General features: G+C 36.3%; 26 protein-coding genes, 1 pseudogene and 1 riboswitch. Of the genes and pseudogenes, 12 read left to right on the top strand and 15 right to left on the bottom strand.

Annotated elements, in window-relative coordinates:
- Nucleotides 1-6 precede the first annotated feature (6 nt).
- From ACIGHG_RS03870 to spoIIM, 3 genes are all read right to left on the bottom strand, one after another.
- Nucleotides 7-237: a YqzK family protein gene (locus ACIGHG_RS03870; RefSeq protein WP_336471366.1), complete on the bottom strand. Its 231-nt coding sequence runs from the start codon at nucleotides 235-237 to the stop codon at nucleotides 7-9.
- A gap of 104 nt (nucleotides 238-341) precedes the next feature.
- On the bottom strand, nucleotides 342-797 hold the full coding sequence (gene fur / locus ACIGHG_RS03865; protein ID WP_035429393.1) for a ferric iron uptake transcriptional regulator: 456 nt from the start codon (nucleotides 795-797) through the stop codon (nucleotides 342-344).
- Nucleotides 798-904: 107 nt separating this feature from the next.
- Nucleotides 905-1,555, bottom strand: a complete 651-nt coding sequence (gene spoIIM, locus ACIGHG_RS03860; protein ID WP_396547278.1) for a stage II sporulation protein M — start codon at nucleotides 1,553-1,555, stop codon at nucleotides 905-907.
- 124 nt (nucleotides 1,556-1,679) lie between these two features.
- On the opposite strand from spoIIM, the gene ACIGHG_RS03855 reads away from it, so the two are divergent.
- On the top strand, nucleotides 1,680-2,231 hold the full coding sequence (locus ACIGHG_RS03855; protein ID WP_090914068.1) for a GNAT family N-acetyltransferase: 552 nt from the start codon (nucleotides 1,680-1,682) through the stop codon (nucleotides 2,229-2,231).
- A gap of 59 nt (nucleotides 2,232-2,290) precedes the next feature.
- Here the strand turns inward: ACIGHG_RS03855 and ACIGHG_RS03850 are convergent, their stop codons facing one another.
- The gene (locus ACIGHG_RS03850) at nucleotides 2,291-2,830 is read right to left on the bottom strand and encodes an NUDIX hydrolase (RefSeq protein WP_090914066.1); all 540 of its coding nucleotides are present in this window, start codon (nucleotides 2,828-2,830) and stop codon (nucleotides 2,291-2,293) included.
- Between the two features lie 74 nt (nucleotides 2,831-2,904).
- Here ACIGHG_RS03850 and mciZ point away from each other — a divergent pair, with 74 nt between their 5' ends.
- Together mciZ and ACIGHG_RS03840 are read left to right on the top strand one after the other, a co-directional pair.
- Nucleotides 2,905-3,033 carry a Z-ring formation inhibitor MciZ gene (gene mciZ / locus ACIGHG_RS03845; RefSeq protein ID WP_090914064.1) on the top strand — a complete coding sequence of 43 codons (129 nt, stop codon included), beginning with the start codon at nucleotides 2,905-2,907 and terminating at the stop codon, nucleotides 3,031-3,033.
- 53 nt (nucleotides 3,034-3,086) lie between these two features.
- Nucleotides 3,087-4,001: an aldo/keto reductase gene (locus ACIGHG_RS03840; protein WP_336471364.1), complete on the top strand. Its 915-nt coding sequence runs from the start codon at nucleotides 3,087-3,089 to the stop codon at nucleotides 3,999-4,001.
- A gap of 26 nt (nucleotides 4,002-4,027) precedes the next feature.
- On the opposite strand, the gene ACIGHG_RS03835 is transcribed toward ACIGHG_RS03840, so the two are convergent.
- Both ACIGHG_RS03835 and ACIGHG_RS03830 read right to left on the bottom strand, forming a co-directional pair.
- Nucleotides 4,028-4,855, bottom strand: coding sequence for an aldo/keto reductase (locus ACIGHG_RS03835; RefSeq protein WP_396547275.1), 828 nt, complete (start codon nucleotides 4,853-4,855; stop codon nucleotides 4,028-4,030).
- A gap of 181 nt (nucleotides 4,856-5,036) precedes the next feature.
- Complete coding sequence (locus tag ACIGHG_RS03830) at nucleotides 5,037-5,579, bottom strand: DinB family protein (RefSeq protein WP_336471362.1); 543 nt, start codon at nucleotides 5,577-5,579, stop codon at nucleotides 5,037-5,039.
- A 211-nt stretch (nucleotides 5,580-5,790) separates the two neighbouring features.
- Here ACIGHG_RS03830 and ACIGHG_RS03825 point away from each other — a divergent pair, with 211 nt between their 5' ends.
- Nucleotides 5,791-6,756, top strand: a complete 966-nt coding sequence (locus ACIGHG_RS03825; RefSeq protein ID WP_336471361.1) for a quinone oxidoreductase family protein — start codon at nucleotides 5,791-5,793, stop codon at nucleotides 6,754-6,756.
- Nucleotides 6,757-6,795: 39 nt separating this feature from the next.
- Here ACIGHG_RS03825 and ACIGHG_RS03820 read toward each other — a convergent pair whose 3' ends face one another.
- Nucleotides 6,796-7,311: a GrpB family protein gene (locus ACIGHG_RS03820; RefSeq protein ID WP_336471360.1), complete on the bottom strand. Its 516-nt coding sequence runs from the start codon at nucleotides 7,309-7,311 to the stop codon at nucleotides 6,796-6,798.
- Nucleotides 7,312-7,335: 24 nt separating this feature from the next.
- Nucleotides 7,336-7,596 (bottom strand): DUF3886 domain-containing protein, encoded by a 261-nt coding sequence (locus ACIGHG_RS03815; protein WP_396547272.1) that lies wholly within the window; start codon nucleotides 7,594-7,596, stop codon nucleotides 7,336-7,338.
- Between the two features lie 603 nt (nucleotides 7,597-8,199).
- Between ACIGHG_RS03815 and ACIGHG_RS03810 the strand changes: the two genes are divergently transcribed.
- Nucleotides 8,200-9,789 carry a bifunctional metallophosphatase/5'-nucleotidase gene (locus ACIGHG_RS03810; RefSeq protein WP_090914047.1) on the top strand — a complete coding sequence of 530 codons (1,590 nt, stop codon included), beginning with the start codon at nucleotides 8,200-8,202 and terminating at the stop codon, nucleotides 9,787-9,789.
- Between the two features lie 257 nt (nucleotides 9,790-10,046).
- Here ACIGHG_RS03810 and ACIGHG_RS03805 read toward each other — a convergent pair whose 3' ends face one another.
- Nucleotides 10,047-10,505 (bottom strand): ribbon-helix-helix domain-containing protein, encoded by a 459-nt coding sequence (locus tag ACIGHG_RS03805; protein ID WP_336471357.1) that lies wholly within the window; start codon nucleotides 10,503-10,505, stop codon nucleotides 10,047-10,049.
- A 178-nt stretch (nucleotides 10,506-10,683) separates the two neighbouring features.
- On the opposite strand from ACIGHG_RS03805, the gene ACIGHG_RS03800 reads away from it, so the two are divergent.
- On the top strand, nucleotides 10,684-11,685 hold the full coding sequence (locus tag ACIGHG_RS03800; protein ID WP_336471356.1) for an alpha/beta fold hydrolase: 1,002 nt from the start codon (nucleotides 10,684-10,686) through the stop codon (nucleotides 11,683-11,685).
- Between the two features lie 143 nt (nucleotides 11,686-11,828).
- Here the strand turns inward: ACIGHG_RS03800 and ACIGHG_RS03795 are convergent, their stop codons facing one another.
- Nucleotides 11,829-12,773, bottom strand: a complete 945-nt coding sequence (locus tag ACIGHG_RS03795; protein ID WP_396547270.1) for a LacI family DNA-binding transcriptional regulator — start codon at nucleotides 12,771-12,773, stop codon at nucleotides 11,829-11,831.
- 113 nt (nucleotides 12,774-12,886) lie between these two features.
- Nucleotides 12,887-14,053 (bottom strand): cation:proton antiporter, encoded by a 1,167-nt coding sequence (locus tag ACIGHG_RS03790; RefSeq protein WP_336471355.1) that lies wholly within the window; start codon nucleotides 14,051-14,053, stop codon nucleotides 12,887-12,889.
- 350 nt (nucleotides 14,054-14,403) lie between these two features.
- Between ACIGHG_RS03790 and ACIGHG_RS03785 the strand changes: the two genes are divergently transcribed.
- Complete coding sequence (locus ACIGHG_RS03785) at nucleotides 14,404-15,327, top strand: alpha/beta hydrolase (protein ID WP_336471354.1); 924 nt, start codon at nucleotides 14,404-14,406, stop codon at nucleotides 15,325-15,327.
- Nucleotides 15,328-15,335: 8 nt separating this feature from the next.
- On the opposite strand, the gene ACIGHG_RS03780 is transcribed toward ACIGHG_RS03785, so the two are convergent.
- A complete protein-coding gene (locus ACIGHG_RS03780; protein ID WP_336471353.1) occupies nucleotides 15,336-15,794 on the bottom strand; it encodes a DUF4352 domain-containing protein in 459 nt (152 codons plus the stop codon).
- A gap of 424 nt (nucleotides 15,795-16,218) precedes the next feature.
- Between ACIGHG_RS03780 and ACIGHG_RS03775 the strand changes: the two genes are divergently transcribed.
- Nucleotides 16,219-17,316, top strand: a complete 1,098-nt coding sequence (locus ACIGHG_RS03775; RefSeq protein ID WP_396547267.1) for a serine hydrolase — start codon at nucleotides 16,219-16,221, stop codon at nucleotides 17,314-17,316.
- Between the two features lie 430 nt (nucleotides 17,317-17,746).
- Here ACIGHG_RS03775 and ACIGHG_RS03770 read toward each other — a convergent pair whose 3' ends face one another.
- Nucleotides 17,747-17,989, bottom strand: a complete 243-nt coding sequence (locus ACIGHG_RS03770; RefSeq protein ID WP_090914031.1) for a DUF2552 family protein — start codon at nucleotides 17,987-17,989, stop codon at nucleotides 17,747-17,749.
- A 143-nt stretch (nucleotides 17,990-18,132) separates the two neighbouring features.
- On the opposite strand from ACIGHG_RS03770, the gene ACIGHG_RS03765 reads away from it, so the two are divergent.
- Nucleotides 18,133-18,336, top strand: a complete 204-nt coding sequence (locus ACIGHG_RS03765; protein ID WP_336471351.1) for a CDGSH iron-sulfur domain-containing protein — start codon at nucleotides 18,133-18,135, stop codon at nucleotides 18,334-18,336.
- 34 nt (nucleotides 18,337-18,370) lie between these two features.
- Here ACIGHG_RS03765 and crcB read toward each other — a convergent pair whose 3' ends face one another.
- A complete protein-coding gene (crcB, locus tag ACIGHG_RS03760; RefSeq protein WP_336471350.1) occupies nucleotides 18,371-18,724 on the bottom strand; it encodes a fluoride efflux transporter CrcB in 354 nt (117 codons plus the stop codon).
- Nucleotides 18,721-19,125 (bottom strand): fluoride efflux transporter FluC, encoded by a 405-nt coding sequence (locus ACIGHG_RS03755; protein ID WP_336471349.1) that lies wholly within the window; start codon nucleotides 19,123-19,125, stop codon nucleotides 18,721-18,723. The genes crcB and ACIGHG_RS03755 overlap by 4 nt, the downstream gene beginning before the upstream one ends.
- 697 nt (nucleotides 19,126-19,822) lie before the next feature.
- Nucleotides 19,823-19,966: riboswitch (FMN riboswitch) on the top strand.
- 302 nt (nucleotides 19,967-20,268) lie between these two features.
- Here ACIGHG_RS03755 and ribD point away from each other — a divergent pair.
- The 3 genes and pseudogenes from ribD to ACIGHG_RS03740 all read left to right on the top strand — a co-directional run bounded on the left by ribD (nucleotide 20,269) and on the right by ACIGHG_RS03740 (nucleotide 23,213).
- A pseudogene (gene ribD / locus ACIGHG_RS03750) lies at nucleotides 20,269-21,428 on the top strand (bifunctional diaminohydroxyphosphoribosylaminopyrimidine deaminase/5-amino-6-(5-phosphoribosylamino)uracil reductase RibD).
- On the top strand, nucleotides 21,362-22,006 hold the full coding sequence (gene ribE, locus ACIGHG_RS03745) for a riboflavin synthase (RefSeq protein WP_090914023.1): 645 nt from the start codon (nucleotides 21,362-21,364) through the stop codon (nucleotides 22,004-22,006). The pseudogene ribD and the gene ribE overlap by 67 nt, the downstream one beginning before the upstream one ends.
- A 13-nt stretch (nucleotides 22,007-22,019) precedes the next feature.
- Complete coding sequence (locus ACIGHG_RS03740; RefSeq protein WP_336471347.1) at nucleotides 22,020-23,213, top strand: bifunctional 3,4-dihydroxy-2-butanone-4-phosphate synthase/GTP cyclohydrolase II; 1,194 nt, start codon at nucleotides 22,020-22,022, stop codon at nucleotides 23,211-23,213.
- Nucleotides 23,214-23,587 lie beyond the last annotated feature (374 nt).

Raw genomic sequence — 23,587 nt, 5'->3', positions numbered from 1 at the left:
TCTTCTCTACTCCCCATTTTCATAGAAAAAAATCATTCTGTTTACGAAAGCATCTTTCGCAGGTTCTTCTGTTCCGGATACTTTTTCTACCATTTCTTCTTTCGGTTTTTCATAACGATGGTAACTTTCATATTCTTCATTTATCCATAGTATAGCGAAATAAAACAAAATGGTACAACTGGTAAACAATAAAAATACTTTCATACCATCAAAAATAAATTTCATTGCTCGGCGCATTGTAAATTCCTCCAAAATATATGTTATTACAACATATGCCAAGCTTTTCATCATTTATACCTAATTATGAACAAAAAACCTCTTCCTAATTAAATAGGAAAAGGTTAATTTTCTTCTGTTAATTTTTCTTGACAATTTTCACAAATACCGTGGAACGTTAAACGATGGTCTTTTACTTTAAAGCGCCACTCTTGTTCTACTCTTTTTTCTACTTCGCCAAGTAAATCTTCTTGAATTTCTTCTACTGCACCGCACTCCGTACAAATTAAATGATGATGAAAACGTGATGCTCCTTCTTGGCGTAAGTCATAGCGCGAAACACCGTCACCGAAATTAATCTTGTCGACAATCTTTAACTCGGATAATAATTCCAAAGTCCGATAGACGGTTGCAAGTCCGATCTCTGGCGACTTTTCTTTTACAAGGAGGTAAACATCTTCTGCGCTTAAATGGTCTTCTTCATTTTCTAGCAGCACGCGAACCGTAGCTTCACGTTGTGGTGTTAATTTATAACTCGCTGCATGTAACTGCTTCTTAATTCGATCAATTCTTTCTTCCATTCGGTACTACTCCCTCCCTCGCCACTCTTACCCCATTATATCAGAAGAAGGGCAACTGTCAAAAGAAAAATAATCAAAATTACTTGATAGTAATTCTCAAAGTATAATTACTTTTTATTAATAGTATCCATGACTTGTTTCATAAAATTTGGCGATAAATATGCCTCAATTCCCGAAGAAGCCGCTAACACCGCACCGATAATAAGAAAAAAGCAAGTGTAGCGCATAAAAAGTGGTAACAATGGCTCATTTACTTTGCGAATAAATTGATGACGAATCATACGCAGCGAAAAACTAGCTGCAATCGTCGTCATAATAAGAAACGTTGGTATGATAATTAAATTTTGGGGAAGTACAGCTACAAATGCTAATAATAAGCCGTTCCATCCAAGTTGACTTACTAAAAAACCTACTGTAAATCCAACAACGACTCCTTTTAAAAATAATAAAATAAAAATAAGTGGTAAACCAATGATGGAAATGCCTAAAATCCAAATAAAGCCAATGTATTTCAGTTGCGATAAGTAACTTTCTCGAAACATCTCACCCGCATTTGCAAATTTTCCTTTGGAAACTTGTCCAAAAAAACGACTCAAATAAAAGTACAAATCTTGCTTTTGACTTACTTGTAAACTATTCACAAGAATTGCTCCAAAAATAACTCCCATTAATAAAAGGACAGCTACAAATACATATAATGAAGCGTGTTCTTGTACATGATATGTTACACGATCTTGCCAAGATGATTTCCTTAGCATATTATGTCCCTCCGTTCTTCCTCTTACTAGAATGTATGAGAGAAAGAAAAAAGTATGACGAATTAGCATTGAAATTCCACGTCACTTTGCTAAACTTAAAAGAAGAGAATAGGAGGGATTTCGTTTGAAACAACTATTATTAGATTTTCCAACATTATTTCAAACTGAGCGCTTACAAGTGCGGAAACCATTCCCAGGTGATGGGGCGGAAGTTTACGAAGCAATTCAATCTTCTTTAGAAGACTTACAGCCATGGATGGCTATTACACATGAAACTGAAGAAAGTGCAGAGTCAGCAGTTAGAGAAGCACATGGAAAGTTTTTACTTCGTGAAACATTACCGTTTCATCTATACGATAAAACATCGGGTACTTTCATCGGTGCACTCACTCTTCACCCAGAAAATTGGGATATCCCAAAGTTTTCGATTAACTTTTGGCTTCATAGCTCTTATACAAAACAAGGATATATGACAGAAGCATTAAAAGGAGCTGTTCAATTCGCTTTCGATAAACTTGGAGCAAAACGTCTTGAAATTCGCTGTGATGCGAATAATACAAATGCACGATTAGTTGCAGAACGCCTAGAATTTATTCTAGAAGGTACGCTCGAAAATGATTTCCTTGCTCCTGATGGTAGTTTATGTGATACGTGTGTATATGCAAAAATACAATAAAATGAGTAGCTAGTCATTTTTACATTCTAAAAAAATAAACACTTGCATGAAGCGAGTGTTTATTTTTTTAATTGTAAATATTGAATTGCAAACATTGTCTTTGCGTCATGGATACGTTGTTCTTTTATTAGTTGCAGCGCTTCTTCTAATGATACTTCCATTAACTCGACGAACTCATCCTCATCAAGATCCGCTTTGTTTTCCTTCTTCTTCAATCCAGTCGCTTCATATACGTACACAATTTCATCTGCAAACCCCGGTGAAGTGTAGAATGACGTAATGAGCTCCATGTTCTCACATATGTACCCTGTTTCCTCTTCTAATTCACGAATTGCTGTTACTTCAGGTTTTTCCCCCTGCTCCAACTTTCCAGCAGGAATTTCTACAAGCGCTTTTTCCATCGCTTTACGATACTGTTCAACTAACACAATTTTCTCATCATCTGTAATTGCAATAATTGCTACCGCACCAGGATGCTTCACAATTTCACGTTTACTTGTCTCACCATTTGGCAACACTACTTCATCAACACGAACTTTAATTACTCTTCCATCAAAAATAGGCTCAGTTGCAACCGTTCTTTCTTCAAGATTACTCACAAGACTTCATCTCCCTGTTCTATTTCCTAGTCTTTCTTCATACATTCTATCACATCGAAAGGAGCGAAACGAAAATGAAAGTGTATATTTTACCAAATCGAGTAACGTTAGTCGGAAAAGCTTGGGAAATTCGTCATACGCTAAAACAATATGAACAACGTTATAAAACTGTTCATAACTGGATTACAAATACACAAAAGTAAAGTGTTTGTGTAACTCCTTACGCTTTCGTACAATAAAAGTAAGGAGGAGAATTATGAAAACACGTCAATTGGGAAATTCAGATTTATATGTAAGTGAAATTGGACTTGGATGCATGTCACTTGGAACAAATGAAACAGAGGCCATTCAAATCATTCATGAAGCATTAGATTTAGGCATTAATTTTTTGGATACAGCTGATTTATACAATTACGGATTAAATGAAGAGTTTGTTGGAAAAGCATTGCAAGGAAAACGAGAGCAAGTTATCCTTGCCACAAAAGTTGGGAACCGTTGGACAGAAGAAAAAAATGGTTGGTCCTGGGATCCTTCTAAGACATATATAAAAGAAGAAGTAAAAGAAAGCCTACGCCGATTAAAAACGGATTATATCGATTTATATCAGCTGCACGGCGGAACAATTGAAGATAATGTAGACGAAGTCATTGAAACATTTGAAGAACTAAAACAAGAAGGATTCATTCGTCATTACGGTATTTCTTCCATCCGTCCTAATGTCATTCGCCAATATGCAGAGCACTCTAATATTGTAAGTGTTTTAATGGAATATAACATGTTCAATCGCCGCCCTGAAGAATGGATTCCGCTCTTGCAGGAACACCGTATTAGTGTAATTGCCCGCGGCCCACTTGCAAAAGGCTTATTAACGAATAACAATGAGCAAAAATTAGCTAAAGTGAAAGAAAAAGGCTATCTCTCTTACAACTTTAATGAAGCAAAACACGCTGTATCTCGTATAAAAGAAATAACTGATGAGCGATCTCTAACAGAAACCGCGCTCCAATATTGCCTGCATACGTCAGCAATTGCAGCTCTTATTCCAGGCGCTAGCTCAATTGGCCAATTACGCGAAAATGTAAAAGCAGGTACTACACATGCATTGACAGACGAACAATATAAACACATTCAAGCACTCTTAAAATTGGATACATATGAATCTCATCGTTGAAAAAGCTACCGAAAATCGGTAGCTTTTTACATCGTATCATATTTCTCTGGATTGGTTCCTGAACGCTTATTACAATCTAATTGATCAATTTGGTGCACTTCTTCTTCTGTTAATGAAAAATCAAAAATATGGAAATTTCCTGCAATGCGAGATGGTGTAACAGATTTCGGAATTGTTACAATGCCGCTTTGAATATCCCAGCGCAAAATAATTTGAGCAGGTGTTTTTCCATATTTCTTAGCAATTTCTTGAATAATAGGATGTTCAAACACCTCTCCGCCTCGCATAAGCGGACTCCATGCTTCCATTTGAATTTGTTCTTGCTGACAAAAATTACGAAGCTCAACTTGTGCTAACATTGGATGGAGCTCGACTTGATTCACCATCGGTTTAATGTGACAGTTTGCTAATAAATGTTTTAAATGATGAATATGAAAGTTTGACACACCAATCGCACGCACTTTACCTTCTTCATACAATTTTTCAAGCGCACGATATGTATCTACATACTTCCCACGTATCGGCCAATGAATTAAATATAAATCAACATAATCCATCTGTAATTTCTTTAAACTTGTATCGAAAGCTTTCAGCGTCGTTTCATATCCTTGTTCATCGTTCCATACTTTCGTTGTAATAAACAACTCTTCGCGAGCAATTCCAAATTCACGAATCGCTTCTCCGACACCGCTTTCATTTTCATAAATGGCAGCTGTATCAATAGAACGATATCCGATCTCAAGAGCAGTCTGCACTGCTCGTTTTACTTCCTCTCCTTCTTTCGCTTTATATACGCCTAAACCGAGCATTGGCATTTTCACGCCGTTATGAAGTGTTGTTGTTGGGATATACATAAAAAAATCCTCCTTTCCTTCATTTCAACAAGAAAGAAATAAAAAGTCAAAAGAAAAGCGATTTGTTCACAAAATTTTGTTATGTTAAAAATTAGAAGGAGGTATATAAATTGAAAAAAGATTAATCATTTTCAGCACATATTATTGAACGTTAGCAGAATAACATGTCGCATCACTTATTTTAGTAGACTTCTTTTTTAATCATTCTCTCCTTCTCTTCTTTATACCATTTGCGAAGCTGTTTAACATGAGCCTGGTGATATCTATTATGATCTGCTATATGCCAAATGCCCCATCGGATAGTTGCAGTTGCTCCATCCTCATAATCAACTATTTTATTCAATTGTTTGTCAGTTAACTGAAAGCAAATAGACTTAAACATGTTAAATATCTCATCATAATCAGAAAGAATCCTTTCTAAAGAAACTCCATAAATCAATGGGATTTCATTGTTTTTATCTAACATAGGTCCGTACTTATCTTCAAGAAGTTCCGGTACTGGCTCACCCTTAATTCTAAAAACCCAGTTAAGGTCTACATATGCCAAATGCCTTATTAATTGTGCTGTACTGTTATATTTCTGATTTGGCCCCTTATAATCTAATTCCTCCTGTGACATATCTGCAACAATGGATATTAATCGCTTATAATTACCATCTACAGCAGAATAAAGCATACCTACAATGGGCTCCATTTGGGATTCACCTTTTAAATCTAAAATCATTAATCTCCACCTCACTCAAAATTAAATGAAATCTTTCATCCTACGATAATACAATTCAACTTTGTTTCAAACCAACACCAACGCATCTGCCCATACATAGAAGCAATCCGCACCTTTCCCCACTTTTTCCAAAACGTAATCCCTTGCTTTCCTCGTCCTTTTATCTTACAGTGTAAGCGTAAAACAAAATACACAAAGTAGAGGAAAAAAGATGAAAGCTCTTATATTTAACACATTTGGAGAACCAGAAGTATTACAATATAAAGAAATCCCTAATCCTGTTATCGGACCTAATGAAATTCTTGTAAAAATGAAAGCAATTGGCTTAAATTTTGCCGATGTTTATAGAAGAAAAGGTAATTATCACCTTGCTGGTAAACCACCATACATTTTAGGTTACGAAGGTGCTGGAATTGTAGAAATGGTAGGAAATAATGTTACGGCAATAAAGCAAGGAGACTCTATCGCATTTGCAGATGTTCCTTATGCAAATGCAGAACTTGTAGCAGTTCCAGTAGAGAAGGCAATTCCACTTCCTCATCATATTTCACATGAAACTGCTGCTTCTATTTTACTACAAGGTTTAACAGCTCACTATTTAACCCGCGATAGCTATACGGTAAAAGAAGGAGATATTGTACTCGTACACGCTGCTGCCGGTGGTGTTGGGCAACTTCTTGTACAAATTATAAAGTTATTAGGTGGCAAAGTGATTGCACTTACTTCTTCTATTCAAAAAGCAAAAACTGCTGAAGCAGTTGGTGCAGACTGGACCTTTTTGTATGAGGATGATTGGAAACAGAAAATCATGCATACGACTAACGGAAAAGGTGTAGATGTCGTATATGAATCTGTTGGTTCTACGTTGACGGATAGCTTTGAAGCAACACGCATTGGAGGAACCGTTGTTTTTTACGGAATGGCAGGAGGCGATCCAGCGCCTGTAGACCCGCGCATGCTTATGGATACATCTAAGACGCTAACTGGCGGGGATTTATGGAATGTACTCACTTCTCTGAAAGAACGCGCTATTCGTTCTAACGAGCTATTCACGTGGATTCAACAAGGAAAGATTAAGTTATCTAAACCAACTACATTTCCATTAAGTGAAGGTGCAAAAGCACACCATCATTTAGAAAGTAGAAAAAGCACAGGGAAAATTTTATTACTTCCGTAAAACAATGATAAAAATAACGTGCCACATCTATATGGCACGTTATTTTTTCTTCATCCACTCTATCGCTCTTTGTTCCCTCTCACGAACAAATGCATCTTTTCCTTCAATATACTGCTCGATATCATATGTAAATTGTTTCGCAAGCTCTTGCTTTAACGTTGCATATGCTTCTGCCTCTTCACAATGCTCCATCATATAATCACGAAAAGAGAGATGACGCATAATTTCTTGGTTACCTGTTTCATATACATGTAAATGATAACTTCGCTTTTCTTCTGTACCGTATATGTAGAAACGCCGTCCCGAAATACCATTTTCACCTTTTGATGTATAACCGAGTTTTTGGAAGATATCATTCCAACTATCCACTTTATCAATATTTGCAACTTCCATAATCATATCAATAATCGGTTTTGCCGCTAACCCTGGCACAGATGTACTGCCAATATGGTGAACTTTCACATGTTCTGGCATTGCTTCCTTTAAACGTTTCGCTTCTTTCTGAAACTTTTCTGCCCAATGATTTTCATAGGGTACTACTTCCACTTTTCTCATGCCCATCCCTCTTATACTCGTTTCTTACTTAAAGTCTTTCCATGACAAACTACTTTCACTTAATAATTCTTCAAATGATTTATTTTTTTCCCGTTCACGCTGTTCTTTGCGCTTTCTCTCTAATTCCATTTCTTTTTTCTGTTCTTCTTGCTCTTTTAACTCTTTCTGCTTACCTTTTAGTTGCTTCATTAGAGTTTCATTCAATTGATCTCCAATTGTTATTGCTTCTTTTTCCATCTTCATTGCTGTTTGGTTCTGCGTACGCTTTTGTTTTTTCTTTGCCATAATCAAATCACCTTTTACTTTTTTCTTTATTATAGTAGAAATTGTGAATTAGCAGCAACCAAAAGGATAGTTTCGCTATTTTGCTACACAAATCCTAGCTTTCTCTATATACAAGCGAGGTGAAAAACGACATAAAAACCTCTTTTCGTTTTAGGAGGGGCGAGACCATCTAAAACGAAAAGGGGTTTATGTCAGATTTTTAATTTGGATTTATATATATAAATCCAAATTACTTTCCAACACACAAGTCGCCGCTATGCTGAACAAAAAATAACCTGCCACTTTCTTTCTCTCTTTGTTTGAACTTCGCACGTGGAAGAAAAAGGCCCTGACCGCCTCTACGCATGGCCAGATGCTCTCGACCATCTAAAAAGAAAAAGGGTTTATGTCAGGTTTTTAATTTGGATTTATATATATTGAACACTCCAAATAGGTTTATAGAGTTAACCGCTTTCAATTAATTATTTATTTTCTATATAAAAATAAAAGTTTTTTTTGTGAATTCTTTTAAAACAGCAATTTTTTTATAGATTGTTTTCTCGTAATCTATTAAAATTGTGTCGTATGATGTCAGATTTATATAAAAGGGGGAGAAACAAAAACATGTGGAAAAAAATTATACCTGCAGTTGCTGTTTTAAGCACAGTTACATTCTCAAGCGTCTTTGCAGCACCACCAACTTCTACACCAGCACAAGAAAATCGTTACATTGATGTTCAAATGCTGGGCATTAATGACTTCCACGGTCAATTAAACACAGTAACAAAAATAAACAATAAGGATGCGGGTGGTGTCGATTACTTAGCTACATATTTGCGTGATCGCGAAAAGCAAAACCCAAATACATTACTTGTTCATGCCGGAGATGTAGTTGGAGGAAGTCCACCAATTTCTGCTTTATTACAAGATGAGCCAACAATTGAGATCCTCAATGATCTTGGCTTTGATGTTGGCACACTTGGAAACCATGAATTTGATGAAGGTATAAATGAAATGCGTCGCCTTATTTACGGTGGGTATCACGAGAAAACAGGAAACTTTAAAGGCGCTCAGTTCCCTTACGTTGCAGCTAACGTCTATAATAAGACAACAGGACGCTTATTCTTACCACCATTTACAGTTAAAATGGTACAAGGCGTTCCAGTCGGTTTTATTGGTGTTGTCACAACAGAAACGCCAAACGTCGTTATGCCAAAAATGATTGAAAATGTACAGTTCACAGATGAAGTAGAAGCAATTAACAAATCTGCCGAGCAATTAAAACGATTAGGCGTAAAATCAATTGTTGTACTAGCACACAATCCTGGTACAACGGATGATAAAGGAATTACAGATGGGGATCTCATTCGCTTAGCCCAAAATACCGATTCAGAAGTCGATGTCATTTTTGGCGGGCATAACCACGCATATGTAAATGGAACTGTAAATGGGAAACTTCTTGTACAAGCTTATTCGTACGGTGCTGCTTTCGCAGATGTTGATTTAAAAATTGACAAGAAAACAAAAGATATTGTAGAGAAAAAGGCTGAAATTGTTCCAACATTCCGCGACGGCATACAACCAGATTCACAAATTCAGAAAAAAGTCGAACAATATAAAGAAAAAGTTGCTCCTCTTGTAAATGAAGTTGTCGGCAAATCTGCAACTGCTTTAGACAGAAAACAATCACCTGCTGGAGAATCAACGCTCGGTAACTTAATTGCTGATGCACAGCGCAGTGCGATGAATGGACAAATTGCTCTTATGAATCCTGGTGGCATTCGCAACGATTTAGACGCAGGAGATATTACGTGGGGAGAATTATATGGCATTCAACCTTTTGGCAATCAATTAATAAAGTCAACATTGACTGGAAAAGATATTCGTGACATTTTAAATCAGCAGTGGCAAAAAGATAAAACACGTATGCTCCAAATTTCCGGCATCACATATAAATGGGATGATAATAAAGCAGTTGGTGAAAAAGTCGTTGATGTACGTCTATCAAACGGTGAATCCCTCGTTGATTCGCAAACATATACTGTCGTGGCAAATGCCTTTTTAGCTTCTGGCGGGGACGGTTTTGTTTCATTTAGAAATGGAAAAAATGCAGAGGCAGGCCCGAATGATTTAGATGTACTAGTAAATTATGTGAAACAAGCAAAATCACCAATTGAAGCAAAAATTGATGGTCGTATTCAAAAAATAAATTAGTCATTATAAAATACAGATTTAGAGTCTTTTTCAAACCTTATTACCTATAATATATAAATTTTAAAAAAGCGACATAAAAACCCCTTTCTTTTTAGGGAGGACGAGAGCATCTGGCCGTGCATAGAAGCGGTCAGGACCTTTTCCTGCCACATGCGAGGTTTAAAACAAAGGGAGCATGCATTCTGTATAGCAGCCACTCATATGTCGAAAAATGAAAATGGATTTATATAGTGGAATAAAAGCGGGAAATCCCGCTTTTATTCTTTTTCACGATATCTTTTTAAATATTCTTCCAGCGCAATTTCAACAATTTTTGACTTGTGCACACCATTTCTAACAGAAAAACAATCTAACTGTTCTAATATTTGCTTTGAAAGAGAAAACGTACGTTTTTTTTTCTCTCCTTGTTGGATAGAAGTAATACACATTCCATACTCCTGTTTTTGCAACAACTTATAAATATTTTGCAATTGCTCATAAATGAGACGTTGATAATCTATTTTTTCCTGTTGTATGCTCACAGCTTCTTTTAATTGTAAATGACGAGGCTCTGCTCCCTTCCCAACAAACATCCTTTTTTTCTGTTCATTATCATATTCATATCCGAGCAATCGTAATTTTTTTGATAGTGTATATGGACTCATTTCTAGTCGTTTCGCAACAATTGCTATCGGTTCATGATTATTTAAACGATCAATAATTTCACCAATCTCCACCTCCTCCCTCCTCTCCCTTAAACATAACGTGAAACTTCTATTTTTAAGCATCTTACTGCTCATTCGTGCGGGATAAAGTTATTATGTTATGATACAATGATTTCTTATTAGTATATTTAGTATATGATGAAAAAAACGACACCGTTCACTATATTGCGCTCAAAAGGAGGTCTCTCTCATGTTCAGTCGCAGCAGCACTCCCTCTTTTTACGATAAAAATAAGCAATTGATTTCAAATAGCATTGCTACAATTGAAAATGTTCTTATAAACAATCGCAAACAATCGTTGCTCATTCGTGGGCAAGATCTCAAACAACCGCTTTTATTATGTTTACACGGTGGACCAGGAATGGCTCATATTGGCTTTACACGCCATTTCCAAAAAGAACTTGAGAAACATTTTATTGTTGTCAACTGGGATCAACGCGGAGCAGGAAAATCCTTTTCATGGCGAGATTTCAAAGAACCGCTAACAATTGAGCAATTTATTTTGGATACACATAAACTAATTGACTATCTTCTAAACAAGTTTCAAAAAAAGAAGTTATTTCTTGTTGGGCATTCCTGGGGGAGTATCATTGGATTATCTGCTGCACGGCAATCTCCCCAATCCATCGAAGCCTATATTGGAGTTGGTCAAATTGTGCATATGAAACAAAACGAGAAATTACTTTTTGAACATTTAATTCAATCCGCAAAACAGCACGGACATGACCAGGCACTCGCTTCTTTAAAAAAACTTGGAAAACCACCATTTCTAGATAAAAAACGATTACTTATTCAAAGGAAATGGCTTGGTATCTTTGGGGGTGCTATTCAAAATGGGACATTTTTTTCGTTCATTCGAAAAGGATTTTTTTCATCTGAATACTCATGGATAGATTGGATAAAATTTTTTAGTGGAAATATAAAATCCGGAGAATTATGGAGAGAAATGTTAACAATTGATTTCTTTTCACAAATTCCAAGCGTCTCGTTTCCTGTCTATTTTTGTTCCGGACGCTATGACTATCAAACACCTTATGCACTTGTACAACAATATTGCGATGTTCTGAACGCGCCTATCAAAAAAATGATTTGGTTTCCTAACTCAGCCCATTCTCCACACTTTGAAGAACATGAACGTTTTACGGAAACGTTACTCGAAATTAAACAAGAACACTTCTTACTGCACCCTTGAATACTTCGACTTTTTCTATATTTTATAAAAAGGATTGTGCACTGCATGAAGCATGTTTCTTGTTCAAAGTGAAACTTCTATCAATCGAACTCTTACTGCCTACAAGTAGCGAAATAGAAAAGGTGCGTGTTCTCACGCCCTTTTCATTTGGTTGATTCTCTCTCAATTAGAATGAAATCTAACTTCTCTATATCTTGGTTATATTCCGCTTTTTTTATTTTTGCGATTAATTTATGAATAGCAACTTTCCCTATACTTGTTATCGGCTGCACAATTGTCGTTAAAGACGGCGTAGACCACTCTCCTTGCACAGTTCCGTTCAAACCAATAACCTGTAAACGTTCTGGAATGGAGATATGTAATTTTTGCGCAGCACGGATAAAATCAATTCCGACAGTATCACTACAAGTAACGATTCCATCTATATATGGATGTTTTCTCAATACCTCTGCAGCTATTTGTTCTAAATCTGTCTCTCTTCTATGCGTTTCTATCACTCGATAAGATATCTTTTTCTTCCAAACCGCGTCTAAAAAACCAGTGAAATGTTCTTCTATCGCTTCATTACTTGGTTCTTCATGAATATAAGCAAGAAAGTGACATCCTTTCTCTTCTAGAAACGAAACAGCTCGCATTGCTCCATTATAGTACTGCGAAGCCATTTCCTCGATTGAATCTACAATTACAAATGGAACTGATACTCTTTCTTTTTGTAACCCTTCATATACATCACGTGTCATAAGAATACCAGCAATATTATTTTGTTCCAATATATCCATGTAACCACGCTTACGTTTCACATTACATATCACGATTTGATACCCTTCTTTATAAGCTTCTTCTTCAATAACCGTAAGAAAGGATAAGGATGCTGGGTCTTGTAAGTCAGATACAAGTAAAGCAATCATGGTGGAAGACTTTTTAAATAAAGCTTTGGCTACCGCATTTGGTTTATATTGCAACTCCTCAATTGCACTCTTCACTTGTTTTACCGTATCTTCATGGACATATCCTTTTTCATTTAACACTCGTGAAACTGTCGCGACTGAAACTCCTGCCAACTTTGCAACATCACGTATCGTTGCCACATCTTCACCCCTCAGCATGGAAATGGTTTACAATTTTAACGTAAAACAAATTGACCACCACGTCAAGGTTATTGTTTTATATTTCTGAAAATTGTTACATAAAAAAGAAGTGCTTACAGAGCACTTCTTTCCTCTTTCAATTGTTTGTCTTTTATCGCAAATGTTTTCTTCAACATTGGTGGTGTAATCATCGTTGTCAAAATAACAACAATAACGATTGCTGTAAAATAATCTTTTGCTAATAATCCTGACGTAAGACCTTGTCCAGCAATAATCAGCGCTACTTCACCACGCGAAACCATTCCAGAACCAATGATTGTAGAAGACTGTAAATTAAAGCCCGTCATCCGCGCTCCAAGACCACAACCAATTAATTTTGTTAACACAGCAATTACTGTTAAAATGGCAATAAACCAAATTTGATCTCCAATTCCTGCAAACGTAATATTCATCCCAATACTTACAAAGAAAATAGGAACAAACATTGCATATGCAATTGGTTCAACTTTCTTCTCAACTTCATGTTTATAATCTGTTTGAGAGATAGCAATCCCTGCCGCAAACGCTCCGATAATTCCCGCTATTCCTAATAATTCTCCGAAATAAGCAAAAGAAAAACAAATAATAAGGGCTGCGCTAATAATAGATTCTGACACGCGAAGCGGAGAAAGCCAGCGCATAATCATCGGAACGCCTTTCCATCCGATTAAGATTATAGCTGCGAAGAAAACAACCTTTTTCAAAATAACCATTGTTAAATTCACATCATCTGCACCTAAGAAGCTCATTGCAAATGCAAGTAAAATAACAACAAGGATATCATCAAATACAGCGGCGCCAAGCATTGTTGTACTTTCGCGCGTTTTCATTTTCCCTAAATCTCGAAGCGTTTGCACAGAGATGCTAACGCTAGTTGCACAAAGAAGTAAGCCTAAAAATACTGCATTTGCTTGCTCCATTCCCATAATAAGACCGGCAACATAGCCGCCTAGAAACGGCAAAATAATTCCACCAACTGCTACTGCGAAAGAAGAATTGCGATTTTCATTCAGTTCCTTTAAGTCCGTTTCTAATCCAGCCATAAACATGAGGAGAATAACCCCAACCTCACTTAACTGCTTTAGTAAATCCGTATTATCAATTAATCCTAGTACCGCTGGACCAATTATAATACCAACAATAAGCTTACCAAGTACAGATGGTTGCCCTAATCTGACACTTAAGTCACCTGCAAGCTTTGTACTTAGCAAAATTACTGCTAATTGAAAGAAAAATATCATCTCATCTCTCCTTTTCCTATTTTACTCATTTGAATAATTATATATGATTTATACTAGTCTGTGAAATTATCAAATCCATACCTTTACGCAATTATTATGTGTATTTTTTCCCAATAATTTCTTGTTATAAAAAAACTTCCTATTTATAAAACATAGATATTTTTCTTAGTCAGACCCCTTATTAATCTTACAAAAAAAATTTTCAAACTTAATTTTAAGTAAGATTATATCTCTATCATAGTCAATATTTCCTCTTTATATTGTGAATTCCTACCACCCTTGCTGCTCTCACCTTTTCATATGGTTATGATACAATGTAATTATCATATGTACTATATGGAGGATAGAATATGAAAGCGTTTTGGACAGCATTACTATCGATAATCGGTACTCTTATTGGAATTGGCATGTTCTTTACGAATAAAGTCATGTATTTAAAGAAAAAAACAGAAGAAGAAATTTTAGAACGTGAAACAAAACAACATTTTCGCTTGGAGGATTTTGAAGCTCTACAGAAAGAAGAAGTATACCTCTCTTCTCAATTTGGTTATAACATCCATGGTTACTATATTCCTGTTAGCCATTCAAATAAGTTCATGATTTTTTGTCACGGCGTCACCGTCAACAAAATAAATTCTATTAAGTATGCAAATTTATTTTTAAACAGAGGATTCAACGTGTTTATTTATGATCATCGCCGCCACGGCCAAACAGGCGGCAAAACAACAAGTTATGGTTATTACGAAAAACACGATTTAAAAACGGTAGTGGATTGGCTCAAACAACGATTCGGTTCAAATATTACACTTGGTATTCATGGTGAATCTATGGGAGCAGCAACGCTCCTGCAATATGCAGGTATGGTTGAGGACGGTGCTGATTTTTACATTGCTGACTGTCCGTTCTCTGATTTTTACGAACAGCTTCATCACCGTTTAAAAGTTGAGTTTCATTTACCAAAATGGCCACTTTTACCAATGGCTAATGCATTTTTAAAAGTACGTGATGGTTATACGATTCGGGAAGTTTCGCCAATTGAATGTGTGAAAAATATTAAAAATCCTGTATTATTCATCCACAGTAAAGATGATGATTACATTTTATGCAATATGACGCAATCATTGTATGAAGCAAAAGACGGAGCAAAAGAACTCTTTATTGCCGAAAAAGGAGCTCATGCTTGTTCGTATGCAGAAAATAAAGAAGAATATGAAGCTGCAGTTGATCAATTTTTAACAGCATATGTAAACGAAACAAAAAACAGGCTCGCATAAGCCTGTTTTTATTTTAAGGAAATAACAATCGGTTTATCTTTAGCAAAAGAAGGAGCAAATAATAATTCAGATGCCATCTCTTCTTTAGGTATTTCAAATATAATGCTCGATTGCAATGAATCGTATGATTTTAGCTGTCTATCATGCAATACACTTGTATTCCTTTTCGTTTGAACAACTCCATATATTTTTCCGGTTTCCGAAATAACATTAAACTGAGAAGGCTTAACAATAATACTTTTGTTTCTACTGTTCTTTAAAGAAAAGTTTACAACAAGAAGCGTGTAATTATTTTTTGCAGTCCATACATCATAATGCGGTACACGATTTACATTTTTTATAACAAAATCTATTTGATGATCGGATAAAATACCTTTAACACTTGATTTATTAGCCTGCTCTTCCCTATTGCATCCAGCTATGCAAAAGAAAATAATACTACTTATTATAAATAATCGTTTCCACAACAACTTCCACCTTCTTTGCTGTTTCTATCGATTGTATGTTGCACACATTGGATGTTTTTATGCATTAGGAATTAAATATCCATGGTACTGATACAAATTTTATCCCGCATTAACGTGCAGTAAGACCCCCACCTCAAGATTGAGAGAGAAGCGAAGAAGATAGGTGGGGGATAACTGCCCGTAAAAGCCCGATTGGGCGGGCTTTCCATCAGTGGGCGATGAAAAAAACCTCCACTGATGGAAGTTTCACTTTATTTGTACAAATAATAACTTCAGCTTTACTCGTCATTCGAGGTGTTTGGATATGTAAAATTTCATTCCAGAAAAACAAAATTGGTAACACGTGTCATAAAAGGTAATTTTATGATATAATTATATTACAAAAGTTTACAAAATAATTAGACAGACAGAAGGAGCAGTTGAGTTGAAACTCATTAAAAGACTAGGAATTATATTACTAATCATTTTCATTTTCTTTATTGTACATAAACAAAAAGAAAATTATGATCCTGTTATGGAGTATTTAAAGACACATAAGACAGATAAAAATGTATCTTTTATTCTACAAAGAAACGGAAAAAATCTAGTTAATATACATTGTGATGAGGTAATCCCTTTAGCAAGCATGATGAAACTAATGATTGCTGTAGAATTTGCTAAACAATCTGCAGAAGGAACAATTAAAGCTGATCAACAAATTCCTTTAAGTGATTTAGAAGCTTATTATGTGAAAGATACAGATGGCTCTGCTCATCCAGATTGGATTCATTATTTAAAAGAAAAAAACCTTATTCAAAATAATCAAGTAACGTTAGAACAAGTTGCAAAAGGGATGTTGCAGTTTAGTTCTAATGCAAATGCCGACTATTTAATAGACAAATTAGGTCTTGAAAACATTAATCAAACGATAAAAAATTTACAATTGCCTCACCATCAAGAAATATATCCCCTTGTATCTGGTTTATACGTTGCTGGCAATTTAAAAAAAGAAGAGAACTTAACCGAAGACGAAACCTTTAAAAAACTGAAAGCTATGTCACAACAAGAATTTTCTAGGGAATCTATTAAGATTCACCAATGGATGAAAAATCCTACTGAATTTAAGCAGCGTAATATTCCATACCTTGACGATATGAAATTTCAAAGAATTTGGTCAGATAATTTACCAGCCGCATCTGCAAAAGACTATCTACTATTGATAGAACGACTGAATCGTAAAGACTATTTTCCACCAAATATGCAAAAAGAGTTAGACAAAATTGTCGAATCACTAATGGAAAACCCAACTAACAAGGAGTGGTTAATACATGCCGGACAAAAAGGTGGTTCAACAACAGCATTTCTATTGACAAACTCCATTTATGCAAAAGATAAAGATGGAAATATGACGGAAATAGTATTTATGTTTAATAACTTAACCGAAACTGAATATATGAACTTGAGTGAGCATTACAATGAATTCCAATTAAAAATTTTGAAAGACCAAAAATTCAGAGACCGCTTAATTAAAGATTTAAATTAATTAACAGATATACCTTATCGCTATCAATTTAACGAAACTATATAAATACAAATTAAAAAACCTTTTCTTTTTAGATGAGTAAGGGGATCTGGCCATGCATAGAAGCGGTCAGTTCCTTTTCCTACCACGTACACAGGTTAAAACAAAAGAAGAAAGCAATTGCAGGTCATGTTTTGCAGAGCAGAGACTGATATGTCGAAAAACTAAAATGTATTTATATAATTACTCTCAAAATAATAAAAACATACTACATTACTATGACAATATAATTTCAAACGATCCTTTCTGTTTACTCAGGTCGTCTTTGCTGGCTATGAAATCCCCCACATGATTACATACAAAAAGGCTAATTCATCTCCAAATGAATTAGCCTTTTTCTTATCTCAACCAACAGCAAAAATTTTATTACATTCACAATGGCGAGCTTGTATTACGCCAATACATCTGTAACTTGATCCATATTTTCAGAAATCCACTTTACTGCTTCATCAAGTGATGGAAACTCTGTTGTTTGAAATGTCACTTCATCTTGTAATAACCATACATCCTTCACTTCTTGTTGCACACCAGCAATTGACCAATGAAGTAAGCTGTACGGATGATTATCATTTAAAAACGATACCCACGTTCGCTCTGTTGCAATGTTTTGTAATGTACGTAATTGTTTGTTCATATTTATGTTCACCTTAATATATTTTTAGTATATGACTTATTATATCATTTCTATTTTCTCACAAAAAGCATTGTTTCTAAACATTGTCAAGTCATTCTAGTAAGTATATGATAAACATATGCGTTTGGTAAGGGGGTGTAACAATGGGGAAAGTACAAATTAAAGTAAATGATAATGGTTCGTTCCGCATTACAGGGGATGTGGAACTAATCGATGCAGAAGGAAATGTATTTCCAGCAAAGCCGGCATTTTCACTATGCCGTTGCGGGTTATCCAAAAATATGCCGTATTGCGATGGTTCACATAAAGGAAAATTTGAATCTGCTGTACGTGCACCGAAGGAATAAAAAAACACGCGCACAAGAAAATGTGCGCGTGTTTTTACATCCTTCCCATATAAAATCCAGCAAAAGCACTGGCAATACCTATTACATAACTCATAACAAAATATAGTAATGCTTTCTGCCCTTCTCGTTTATGTATAAATTGTACCATTTCAAGTTGGTATGTCGAAAACGTCGTAAATGCTCCCATAAATCCTGTGCCGCATAACAATAGCCACATTTTAGCTACTCCAGCACCGTATAATATACCGAGTAAAAACGAACCAATTATATTTATAAAAAATGTTCCATACGGAAAAGAATCCCCATATTTTTCTTTCGCTATCGTACTAATAAAAAAACGGGCAATTGCACCGAAAAAGCCACCGATACTGACAAGTAAAATATTCATACGTTTCCTTCTTTCCTCACACCTCGTTCATATAGCATATTCCCAACATAAAATCCGCCAAAAGAGAAAAGCAATCCCCCTATCATACTCACACTCACATATAAAAAAGCAATCCTGAACGCTTCATGCTGCAATAGCTTCAGCGTGTCCACACTAAACGTTGAAAACGTTGTATATGAACCAATTATCCCTGTACCAATAGCACTTATCATAAGCGGTGAAACTTGTTTCATCCGAAAGATAGACATCGTTAAAAATGCTAATAAAAAACTGCCACTCATATTAGCTAACCATGTTGCGAATGGAAAACCAGTAAAAGATGTTGTTTCAAAAAGCAATCCTACTCCATAGCGAGCTAAAGCTCCAATAACACCGCCTACTCCTACAGCAATATACTTCATACTTTCACCTCATTTTAGACGCTATATAAAATTTTTCATAACTACTCAGCCATACAGTTCATTTAGAAATTTGGTAAGGAGTATAATTCCAGCGAAAATACGCTTACCTATAATTGCTGCCATGAAGATAAAGTGAAACTTTAATCAGTGGGGGGTTCTCTTCATCCCCCACTGATTATCAGCCCTCACCAATCGGGCACATGCCAGCAGTTTATCTCCCACCTAACTTCTTAAGAAAAGCGGAAGTGGCTCGTTCAGAATGTGAGGGGGATGGAGCTTCTGACGTAGAGGTTTTTTTTCCTCGTAGGAAGAAGCGAAGCCACCGAACATTCTAGCCACTGGAGCTGGACAATGGCTTTCGCCAAATTTTGAGATGGGAGTATTACTGCCCACGAATAGCGGGGTAAAAATGGACATACACCTCGCTGCCTTTCTTTGTTTTAAAACTTTGCGCGTGGCAGGAAAAGGCCCTGACCGCTACTATACATAGCCAGTCCCTCTCGACCACTTAAAAAAATGCTTTTCTATCGGTTTTTCATAGAGTGACTGAGTAGTTACAATTTTTCTACACTAGTATAACAAATTTATTCTCTTCGCTAATGCATGATTTAAGCTCCCCTTTATTTTCATACAATTCTTCACATTCAAATATTTTTTTATAGCCTTTTGTCTTTTTTGTGCTATAATGTGAGCAAACAGCATCCTTCGGGGTCGGGTGAAATTCCCAACCGGCGGTGATGAAGTGCACACTTCTAAGTCCGTGACCCGTTTTCAAGTTGAAAACGGTGGATCTAGTGAAACTCTAGGGCCGACAGTATAGTCTGGATGGGAGAAGGATATGTTTTCTAGTACGTATAATAGGATACTATGTTTATTTCAGCATGCACATATATACTGTTTATTTTTAAACATACATATGTTGTCTTTCATATACCATTCTTTTTTTTGCTGAAATCATACAATAACACTAGCATGTAAAAAATAGATGTTTGCTAGGCTTCTTTTCTATGCAAACATCTCGATCAACGCTAGGTTTCTTTCGCATACTCTCGTATCCTTCTTATATTTCTAGAAACATCGTCTCTCTCACCCCAAGGATTATAATCCTTGGGGTTTTTTGATTTTTTTAGGAGAGGTGAGTTTATGACAGATCAAGAATATATGGCACTTGCTTTGCAATTAGCAAAAAATACAGCTGGGCAAACAAGTCCTAATCCAATGGTCGGTGCTGTTGTTGTAAAAGATGGGAATATCATTGGAGTAGGGGCCCATTTACGAGCAGGAACTGAACACGCTGAAGTTCACGCTCTTCGCATGGCTGGTGAAAATGCTCACGGCGCAACAGTATATGTAACGCTAGAGCCGTGCAGTCATCACGGAAAAACACCTCCTTGCTGTGACTTACTCATAGCAAAGAATGTAAAACGAGTTGTTGTTGCGGTACTCGATAGCAACCCACTCGTTTCAGGTCAAGGTGTCAAGCGATTACAGGAAGCTGGAATTGACGTAACAATTGGTGTATTAGAAAAAGAAGCAAAAGAATTAAATTGTTACTTTTTTCACTACATGCAAGCAAAGCGCCCATTTGTAACGCTAAAAACAGCCATGAGTTTAGATGGAAAGATTGCTACTCGTACAGGAGAAAGTAAATGGATTACAGGTGAAGAAGCACGTGCTGATGTACACCGTTATCGCCATACACACGATGCCATTCTCGTCGGTGTAAATACAATTATTACCGATAATCCGCATTTAACAACGCGGATTGTAAATGGCGGAAAAAATCCGATTCGCATCGTGCTTGATACACATTTACGAACCCCGCTTTCATCTCACGTAATTACAGATGGCGAGGCTCCAACATGGCTTATCGTTGGAAATGACGTTTCAAAAGAGAAAATCGCAAAATTCCAATCAGGTATGGTATCTGTATTGCAAATGAAGACGAATCATATTGAAATAAACGAACTGCTCGATCTTCTCGGAGAAAAAAATATTCTTTCTCTCTTTGTCGAAGGCGGACAAACAGTTCATGCAAGTTTCTTAGAAGCAAATTGTTTTCAGGAACTGATTACTTATATTAGTCCAAAGCTAATTGGTGGTAAAGAAGCCCCAACATGCTTTGGCGGAAATGGTTTTACACAACTGGAAGATGCACTCACGCTGCATATTCAATCGATGGAACAAATTGGTGATGATATAAAAGTAGTTGCCACTCCGAGAAAAGAGGTACCTTATGTTTACAGGAATTGTTGAGGAACTTGGAACAATCGCTAATATGCAGCAAACCGGCGAAGCTATGAAACTGACAATTTCAGCACAGATCATTTTAGTAGATGTAAACTTAGGTGACAGCATTGCTGTAAACGGGATATGTTTAACTGTCACTTCTTTTACACCCTATTCTTTTACCGTTGATGTCATGCCCGAGACGATGCGGGCAACGTCGCTACAGTCACTTAGCCGCGGTTCAAAAGTAAATTTAGAGCGTGCTATGAGTGCAAACGGCCGCTTCGGTGGGCATTTTGTTACAGGACACATTGACGGCACTGGAACAATTATCGATAAAAAACGAAGCCATAACGCTGTATATTACAAAATACAATTACCAAATGAATTGCTTCGATATTGTTTACAAAAAGGGTCTGTTGCCATTGATGGTACAAGCCTTACAATTTTCGGAATAGACGAATCTTCCATCATAATCTCTCTCATTCCCCACACATTAAGTCAGTCAGTAATCGGAACAAAAATTGCTGGCGATATCGTGAACATTGAGTGCGATATGATTGGAAAATATATTGAACGTTTTATTACACAACCAACATCAAAAAAGAGCTCAATTACAGAAAGCTTTTTACAAGACAATGGGTTCCTATAAAGGAGGAGATAAAATGTTTCATCGAATTGAAGAAGCACTAGAAGATTTAAAGCAAGGGAAAGCGGTTATCGTATGCGATGATGAAAATAGAGAAAATGAAGGGGATTTTATTTCTTTAGCCGAGTATATTACGCCAGAAACAATCAATTTTATGATTACACATGGGCGCGGTCTTGTATGTGTTCCCGTTACAGAAGAATATGCCCATCGTTTAGAGTTAGAGCCAATGGTTTCACAAAATACAGATTCACATGGTACGGCTTTTACAGTTAGTGTTGATCACATTTCAACGACAACTGGTATTAGCGCTCATGAACGCGCAACAACTGTACGCGAACTATTAAACCCTACAGCGAAAGCAAGTGATTTTAAACGCCCTGGACATATTTTCCCCTTAATCGCAAAAGCAGGGGGTGTTCTTCGCCGCGCTGGGCATACAGAAGCTGCTGTAGATTTAGCAAAATTATGCGGCGCAGAGCCAGCAGGTGTTATTTGTGAAATTATAAATGAAGATGGCACGATGGCACGAGTGCCTGATTTATTAGAAATTGCCAAGCAATTTAATCTAAAAATGATTACAATTGAAGACTTAATTGCGTACCGCCGTCATCATGAAACGTTAGTGCAACGCGAAGTCGAAATTACATTACCAACCGACTTTGGTACATTTAGGGCCATTGGCTATTCTAATTCTCTGGATAATCAAGAACATATTGCTCTTATAAAAGGCGATGTTTCTACAGGTCAACCAGCGCTTGTGCGTGTCCATTCCGAGTGCTTAACTGGCGATGTATTTGGATCTTGCCGCTGCGACTGTGGCCCGCAACTTCATGCAGCGCTCGCTCAAATTGAACGAGAAGGAAAAGGAGTTCTTCTATATATGCGTCAAGAAGGACGAGGCATTGGACTGCTTAATAAATTACGCGCATATAAACTGCAGGAAGAAGGTTACGATACTGTAGAGGCAAATGAAAAACTGGGCTTTGCAGCTGATCTTCGTGATTACGGTATTGGCGCACAAATTTTAAAAGATTTAGGGTTACAACAACTTCGCCTTTTAACAAATAACCCACGGAAAATCGCAGGCTTACAAGGTTATGATTTAGAAGTTGTGGAACGCGTGCCGCTCCAAATGCCAGCAAAAGAAGAAAATAAAGCATATTTACAAACGAAATCAACCAAATTAGGTCATTTATTAAATTTATAATATATAACTACAAATTGAAAAACCGACATAAAAACCCCTTTTTTAGGGGAGGGCGAGAGCGTCTGGCCGCGCATAGGAGCGGTTGGGGCCTTTTTTTAAAACAAGAGGTGCAGACAAGTAGCCAGCATATTATATTCTGCATATGAGCAATTTGTTTGTTAAAAAATCAAAGTGTATTTATATACAATTTGAAAAACGGACATTACAAAACCTTTCTTTTTGGGTGAGCCAGAGCATCTGGTCATGCATAGAAGCGGTCAGGACCTATTCCTGTCACATACAAAGTTTAAAACAAAAGTTGAAAGCGAGAGCAGGTCTTATTTTTCTTTTCACAGCAGTCACTTCTATATTGGAAAAATTAAAATAAATTAAGG

It is taken from the genome of Bacillus sp. NPDC077411 (genome assembly GCF_044543425.1).
Classification (GTDB): domain Bacteria; phylum Bacillota; class Bacilli; order Bacillales; family Bacillaceae_G; genus Bacillus_A; species Bacillus_A bruguierae.
The sequence above is the reverse complement of the archived record's forward strand: the minus strand, read 5'-3'. Positions and strand labels throughout refer to the sequence as shown.